At 37.1% G+C, this 7,672-nt stretch carries 6 protein-coding genes and 1 pseudogene; 3 read left to right on the forward strand and 4 right to left on the reverse strand.

The genetic code is table 11. The annotated features are described in order from the left end of the window. From BANVL01_RS26085 to BANVL01_RS26095, 3 genes and pseudogenes are all read right to left on the reverse strand, one after another. Positions 1 to 768, reverse strand: a pseudogene (locus BANVL01_RS26085) (DUF4179 domain-containing protein); the annotation flags it as partial. 349 nt (positions 769 to 1,117) lie between these two features. Further along, positions 1,118 to 1,609 carry a CBS domain-containing protein gene (locus tag BANVL01_RS26090; protein WP_066095715.1) on the reverse strand — a complete coding sequence of 164 codons (492 nt, stop codon included), beginning with the start codon at positions 1,607 to 1,609 and terminating at the stop codon, positions 1,118 to 1,120. A 104-nt stretch (positions 1,610 to 1,713) separates the two neighbouring features. Beyond that, entirely contained in the window at positions 1,714 to 2,931 is a 1,218-nt protein-coding gene (locus BANVL01_RS26095) for an MFS transporter (protein WP_066095712.1), read from the reverse strand. 174 nt (positions 2,932 to 3,105) lie between these two features. Here BANVL01_RS26095 and BANVL01_RS26100 point away from each other — a divergent pair, with 174 nt between their 5' ends. From BANVL01_RS26100 to BANVL01_RS26110, 3 genes are all read left to right on the forward strand, one after another. Continuing rightward, positions 3,106 to 3,996: a LysR family transcriptional regulator gene (locus BANVL01_RS26100; protein WP_066095711.1), complete on the forward strand. Its 891-nt coding sequence runs from the start codon at positions 3,106 to 3,108 to the stop codon at positions 3,994 to 3,996. 322 nt (positions 3,997 to 4,318) lie between these two features. Continuing rightward, complete coding sequence (locus tag BANVL01_RS26105; protein WP_066095707.1) at positions 4,319 to 5,674, forward strand: purine/pyrimidine permease; 1,356 nt, start codon at positions 4,319 to 4,321, stop codon at positions 5,672 to 5,674. Between the two features lie 97 nt (positions 5,675 to 5,771). Further along, on the forward strand, positions 5,772 to 6,371 hold the full coding sequence (locus BANVL01_RS26110; protein ID WP_066095704.1) for a TetR/AcrR family transcriptional regulator: 600 nt from the start codon (positions 5,772 to 5,774) through the stop codon (positions 6,369 to 6,371). Between the two features lie 122 nt (positions 6,372 to 6,493). Here BANVL01_RS26110 and BANVL01_RS26115 read toward each other — a convergent pair. After that, on the reverse strand, positions 6,494 to 7,672 hold a 1,179-nt coding region (locus BANVL01_RS26115), incomplete at its 5' end, for a DUF4179 domain-containing protein (protein ID WP_218010693.1).

Raw genomic sequence — 7,672 nt, forward strand, 5'->3', positions numbered from 1 at the left:
AAGTCCCATTCGTTTACGTTTTTGGTTCTTCTGTTGTCTGTGTTTTTCCTTTTCTGCCAGCCTAGCTTTGACGTTCCCCATGAAATCAGATGGCACATTGAAATCCTCCATCCTATCAGTAAGATTTAACATGGTTAACATGACATCCTGGAAGGTTGCCAAATCCTCCTGACAGTCTTGACAATGATAAATATGTATCTCTAAATCAATCCTTTTCGACCGATCCAGGGTTCTTTCTAAGTAATCGATGTAATCCTTATGATACTCCTTACAGCCATTAAAGGGTCCGTACCCCAGTTCTTTTCTAAGTGACTGAATTCCGGAAAACAAGAGCTCTTTCATCTTTTCCACTGAAACTTGCAGAAGAAGTGCCGCTTCCTCCTTAGAAATTCCTTTTATATATGTAAGGACTACCGCTTCTTTCTCGTACTCTTTCAATTGATCAAGTGCGTAAAATAATTCCTTATGTTGGTCACTTTCCTCAGAAACTTGTAAACTTCTATCCTCAGAAAGCTGACGGCAGTTCTGTATGAAAATGGATGTAACCCACGTTTCGAATGATGTTTCATTTTTAAATCGTGGCAATTCCTTTTGGACTTTTATAATGGACTGGAAAAAAAGCTCTTCCATTTGCTGCTGATTCCTGAGATAGAACCAACCAAGTGTATAGAATGATTGCTTATGCTGATTGAACCAATCAACGATAGATTCCACGCCTTTTTCACTTATCGTAGTGATGGACATCGGATCTATTTTTGCTGGGATCATAAATGTATTTCCCCCTCTTACCATCTCTTTGTAGAAGCAGGCAATCCCTTATCGGAATTTTCTATAGCCACATTCATATTCTTATTTTATCAAAAATGTAGATATTTACCTATTGTTTTATTCCTTGTAATGGTTCTAAGTATACAAAAAAAGCAACCTAGAAAAATAGTTTACAATAGGATAATAAAAATTAAAAAGCAACTGCAATTTTGCAGATGCCCAACTTTTTCAGTTATTTATTTTTCCAATAGACATTTTCCCGCTTATGTTTGACACCGTCTATCCAAACATTCTCGAATTTTCCATGAAGATACTTTAATACCATTTCCATCCTTAAGAACATCATATTCTAAAACTCTCGCTTGCCTTCGGTACTAGCTTCTTCATTAAATATTGATTTTGATAAATTATGAATAATATCCCCTCGGCTTATAATTCCTACCACTCTGCCTGCTCCATTCACTACAGGAATCTTTTTAAAATGATGTCTGGATATTAAACGTATGGCACTCTCAAAATCTTCGTCAGGCGCTAATGTCTTAATATGTTTCTTTACCATGATTTCCTCAATAGGAGTGTTCATTCTTTCTCTTAATACATCTTCTATTTTTTCAGCTTCTTCTACATACGTTGCATAGTATGCTAAATATATTTTTTCTTTATGCGGGGAAAGAAAGCGTACAATATCCCCGTCTGAAACAATGCCAACTAAATTTCCTTTATCATCAACGACTGGTACACCGCCAATTCGATTCGTTTCTAATATAGAGATTAATTCTTTGACAGTTGTAGACTGCTTAACTGTAATTATTTTTCGAATCATAAAATCGCGTACTTGCATTTAGACCTCTCTCCTTTCTTCCATTATATATCCTTTTCCTTTTTTAAAAATATAGACTTTTTCAGTAAAAAAATATTATAAGACAGGCACATGGACAATTTCTATTATTTATTTATTTTCACATTCGCCTCAGACTTCACTGCATGGCGATTGTCTTTTTTCTTTCCGCTTGCTAAAGCGAAGTAGGCAAAACCTCCTGCAACAATCAGCACGATTCCAGAGATAAAAACACTGCTAAAACCGAACGATTTTTCTGCTATTCCCAGCACAAATGCACCAATAGCCATTCCTAAATCCATTGAATTAAAAAACAATGAATTGGCGATTCCGACACGATGTTTCTCAACAGAACTAATAATCTGTGTTTGGAGGATTGGTGTAACAGAGCCATACCCAATTCCAATGATCGCACCAGCCGCAATCATAATGACTGCTGTTTGGGGCAGTGAAAGCATAACCATTCCAATTGCAAATAAAACAATACAAGGATAAACAATTTTGTTTGCCCCATAACGGTCAGCCCAAACACCTGTAAACGGCCGGAAGACAAACATTAAGCCCGCATAAAGAATAAAGAACGTACTAGCGGCTTTTACAAGATTAATTTCCTGTGCATACAAAGCTAAGAATGAAGCAATACCTGAGTAAGCGCAGGCTAATAGAAATATGACAAGTGCAAATGGCGCCGCTTTTTTATCAATCAAATCATTAAGTTCAAATCTTTTATTTGCTTTTGAAGCTTTTTCAGGCTGAACTTGTTCCGGAACATGAATAACCATTGATAGGAAAATATTTATTACTGAAATGACAATACAAAGAATGTAGGCTGTGTTGTAGGCTCCAATGTTAGCTAAGTTAAGACCTATTACCGGCCCAATAACCATTGCCAATCCCATTGCTAATGAAAACCAGCTCAGTCCCTCACCGCGTCTTGAATCTGGTATGATTTCTGCACTGATGGTACCTTTTACAGTAGTTATTATCCCAAAAGTGATTCCATGAAGAATCCTCAAGATAAACAATACCCAAATATTGGTTACAAATGGATAAATTAATGTGCCAATAAAAAATGCCGCTGCAGAATAAATCAGTATTTTCTTTTGTGATCCTACACTTACCCATTTACCAGCAAATGGTCGAATAACAATGGCCGGAATTAAAAATAAGGTTAATAATAAACCAGCCTGATCCGCACCCCCGCCAAATTCTTTCGTTAATTGTATGGGAAGTGCTGTTAATAGGATATAAAATGCTAGAAAAATAAAAAAGCTGATAATAGTGACATTTATGAAATCCTTCGTCCAAAGTTTTGGTTTATCCATATTATGTTTCCCCCTTAATTTTCTATCTAGCCAATTAACCTATCCATTAATGATGATTCTCTTGATTGAAGTAACTATTTCAAGTATACACCCATATGACATGCACACATAATTGTATTTTTTATAGTTTCCATGCACAATAGTAATATCACTGATTACAGAGGAGAATCTCGAATGGATTTTGATCAGCTTTTTAATTTCCAAATAGTTGCAAAACATAGGAGTTTTACAAAAGCCTCCGAAGAAATAAACCTTTCACAGCCAGCGTTAAGCCGTTCTATTTTGCGTCTTGAAGAAGAAATTGGTGTCCCTTTATTCGAAAGAAAAAGCCGCGGGGTCGTTTTAAACCAATATGGGAAGGTTTTTCTCAAGTCTGCAAACCAGGTATTAGCAGAATTGAAAGAGGCAAAACAAACAATCCATGACATGGTTGATCCAAACCATGGGATCATTTCGCTTGCATTTATCCAAACACTTGGCTCTAGTTTTGTACCTGATTTAATCAGCGAATTTCAAAAGGAATTTCCAAACATTCAATTTCAATTATCTCAAAATATTTCAAGTAAAATTTTAAAAGAAATACACGCTGCTAACATTGATATTGGCTTCTGCTCGCCGCTGGAACCGCTTGAAAATCTGTGTTCCCTTCCAGTATTGACCGAAGAATTGTTTCTAATTGTTCCAGCTGCCCACAGGCTGGCAGGAAAAGAGCGAGTAAATTTAAGTGAAGTAGCTGACGATCCATTTATCCTTTTCAAACCACACACAGCCTTGCATGATTTAATCGAAAATCTCTGCAAAGAAGCAGGATTCCGCCCAAGAAAGGTTTTTGAAGGATATGAGGAGAGGACAGTCTCTGACTTAGTAGGTGCCAATTTGGGTGTTGCTATTGTACCTTACATACCTAATCTCGATGAAGATAAAATTTCGATCATTCGACTACAATCACCAAAATGTTTTCGTGTGATTCAAATGGTATGGAAATTGAATGGATATATGTCTCCTGCCGTAACAAATTTTAAGGAATTTGTGGAGAAGAAGGCTATTGGCATTGCAAAAGAATAAACCTTATGTTTTTCCTCTTTTGGTTTCCTGTTGAACGATAAGTCAACTTGTTTATCGTTAAAAAAAGTAGCTTAATCAGCTACTTTTTTTTATACTTATTGAACTCCTTTAACTTATTCTATTGATTTCGGCCAATAGACTTTACCACATCTTCCATCTTTTGTACCAGTCTTTTACAAGTAATTTTCCTAAAATTCAGAATGTGGATTTTTAGATTCTATGGTTGAAAAATTTTTATAATGATATATAATACAATACGGAACGTACCGTTTTGTAATTAAAACGTACTTTACTATACTTCATGTAAAGAAAGGGTTGGATTATGAAAAAGACAAAATTAGATACAGGTTTTGGTTCTCTTCAATGGTTTATTTTTTTAATTGCTAATTCGCTTACGATTCCGATTATCGTAGGCCAGGTTTTTCAACTTTCGCCATTAGAGATCTCCGGGTTGATGCAAAGAACCTTTTTAGTTGTTGGGGTATCATCTTTATTATCGGGTTGGTTAGGACATCGTTTGCCAATACCTGACGGCCCAGCTGGAATATGGCTTGGGGTATTCACGTTAATGGGACAAATGGCTGTCGTACAAGGGATAGACAAAGCTGGCGGATCTCTACAATTATTGGAAGGTGCCATGCTTTTAACGGGGATTATTCTCATTATTGTTGGTTTAACAGGATGGATGAACAAATTACTTAAGCTGTTTACACCACTTGTTAACGGAGTTTACTTAACCATTCTTGGCTTTCAGTTAAGTGGAATGTTCCTTAAAGGGATGATTGGGGGCAGTGATAAGTCAACTAAGATTCAGCCAGGAATTGTCATTCTTTCTTTTGCCATCTTCATTCTCGTACTTGCTCTTTCTGTTTGGGGAAAAGGTTGGTTAAAAAGTTATGCAGTTCTTATTGGTATGGTTGTAGGTTCAATCGCTTTTATTCTATTTTTCGGTTCACAACCTATGCCTAAAACGTCTTCCATTATTTCCTTACCTGATGTTTTTGCATGGGGAATGCCAAAGCTTGATGCGGGTATGTTTGTTTCATCCATTATGGTGACGTTTGTATTAATTTCTAGCATTATTGCCAGTGTAGCAGCCATGAAACAAGTGTTCAGTGAAAAGGCTAATGAAAGTACGCCTGCCTTGGAAATGCGAAAAGAGGGTTCACTTAAGAGTTCTGGTATTATCAGTGGAATAGGTACAATCTTATCCTCTGTCTTCTCGACAGTCGGAGTTGTTCCATTTTCTGTGGCGGCAGGGTTTGTACGGATGACAGGTCAAAGCCGTATGCTGCCATTCTATATCGCAAGTATATCTCTAGCAGCTATTTCCTTTTTTCCAAAGGTGTATTCGCTTTTTGCTATGCTGCCAGGCCCGATTGCTTATGCCGCTATGCTTGCCTCATTTACTTCTATGGCAGGAATAGGCATCAGTTCTGTTCTTAAAGAACCTCTTGACCAAAGACGGTTAACCATTCTAAGTACTGCTCTTTCACTTGGAACAGGGGTTATGTTCTTACCGCAAGCTGTCTTTTCTGCCTTACCAACTGTCCTGCAATATGTGTTTAGCAATGGCGTAATGGTCGGAATGTTAGTGGCTCTTATATTTGAGCAAATTTGGCGTCCAAAGAAAGTGGAAATGAAGATAAAAAATAAAGACAATGAAATTGCTGTGTAACAGTTTGTTTTCTTTGAATATATGTTGTTAAATTGTTTAAAATCATGGTATGCGAATATCGCCATTACACCTACACCGGTTTAAGTGAGGAATGAAAATGTCAGAAAAAAAACAATCTAAACAACGTTCAGTTGGAAGACCGCGAAGTGAGGCCTCCAAAACTGCTATTCTTAACGCAACTATTGATTTACTAGATGAATCTGGGTATTCAACTTTAACCATTGAAGCTATTGCTGCTCGTGCGGGAGTCGGAAAAACAACCATCTATCGTTGGTGGTCTAACAAATCTATTCTCGTGCTTGATGCCTTTCTTTTGTCCACTGAATCCCGTTTGTATTTTCAAGAAAACACTTCGATTCGTGAAAATTTCCGTCAACAGCTTCACACTCTTGCAAATGTTTTTAACGGTATCCTTGGAAGAACGGTGGTAGCCCTTGTTGCAGAAAGCGGAGAGGATTCGGAGATAGCAAAAGCCTTTTACACATATTATCTTAAACCTCGCCGCGATGATGCTATATTAATTCTTGAGAATGCCATTGCTCAAGGTGAAATTCAAGCGGGAATTAATTTAGATGTAGTATCAGATATGTTATATGGTCCTGTATACTTTCATATTCTAATATATAAGAAAAAAGTAGACTCAAAATTTATTGACACATTAGTAGGCCAGGTTATGAAAGGGATTGGTGCTCCTTAATTAAGGACTAGAAATTGGTGCCTGACCCCCGATACGTTAATACTTTACCGTACTAGGGGTCAGGCACAGAATTTACAGGCATGCCATGAAAATTTTTCTGGACTTTTGGGCCACTTTTCATGTTATTTCAACGAAATCTTCACAACATCATCCAAATATTTTGTTGTATTATATCCAATAATAACGAGCTTTTTAGGAATCACATTCTCTCCAGCGTTGTTACTTGGTAACATTATGCTTTGAACTGTAAAGAAATGACGGGGCTGCTCGATTTCTTCATATGCGACAGGGGTAGTCCCATCATATTCCACCCAGTTTTTATCAACAAGCACCCCTTCAGAATCCATCTCCATAGAATTTATTTCATATTCATTTTCGCCCTTAATTTGGAATTGAATCCATTCAAATGCTCGATTTTTTATTTCATGGCTGCTTATGACAACTTTGGTCGGCTGTCCAACTTCCACCTTATCGATGGAGATTGTACTGCCTGCATATTCAAAGGTTTGTGGATAGCCTCTAGAAGCATCCAGTTCGATGGTTTTTTGGTCTTCAATCGTTAATTGAACAGATGCTAATTGAATATTGACCTCTTTTGGCTTTTCTCCTAAAAGAGGGTCAAAGTGTGCTTGCAAAGGAATCCAATTCATGTCTAGCTGTGAGCCTAAAAAATTGTTGCTATACATATCAGCTTTCACTTTTTTTTTGTTCACTTCTAGATTGTCAAAATTAAGGACATCTATCCGCTTCTCCCAATGTTCAACATTAAAAGAATATTGCAGAATCGTCGCTGTTGGAGCAATGATTAGTTTATCAAATCGAACTGGTACCCCCTCGACTTCTTTTTCTTCATTCAGAGCATATTCGATAGAGGGCTTTTTTGTAACAGGGATCTCGAAGCTCCACTCCCCTGTTTCAAATTCCATGTTCTCGTAAGCACTAAAACTATTCTGTTCAGAGGAATTACGAATTAATTTCTGAAGCAATGTGACCTTGAGTTTGATTGTCCCGTTTTCAGTTGTAAGTACCGGCAGACTAATCTTCCCTCGATACACGTTCTTTTTTTCGTTATTTACATCCGATTTAAGGTCCGGTGGATAGTACCTTGGATATGTTACACTGCTCATAATTTCATGTTCGTTCTCCACAAAAACCCCATTTTGATAATTCATCATATATTGATTTTCTTTCTCTGTATCTTCTATTTCATAAAAAACAAGCGTCTGAACATCATCAGCAATCGCGCTCTTGATCTTAATTTTCACCCCACCGCTATTCGCTTCTAGGTTCAGCCTTTCACT

The organism is Neobacillus novalis NBRC 102450, assembly GCF_001591805.1.
In the GTDB taxonomy this organism is placed as follows: Bacteria; Bacillota; Bacilli; order Bacillales; family Cytobacillaceae; genus Neobacillus; species Neobacillus novalis.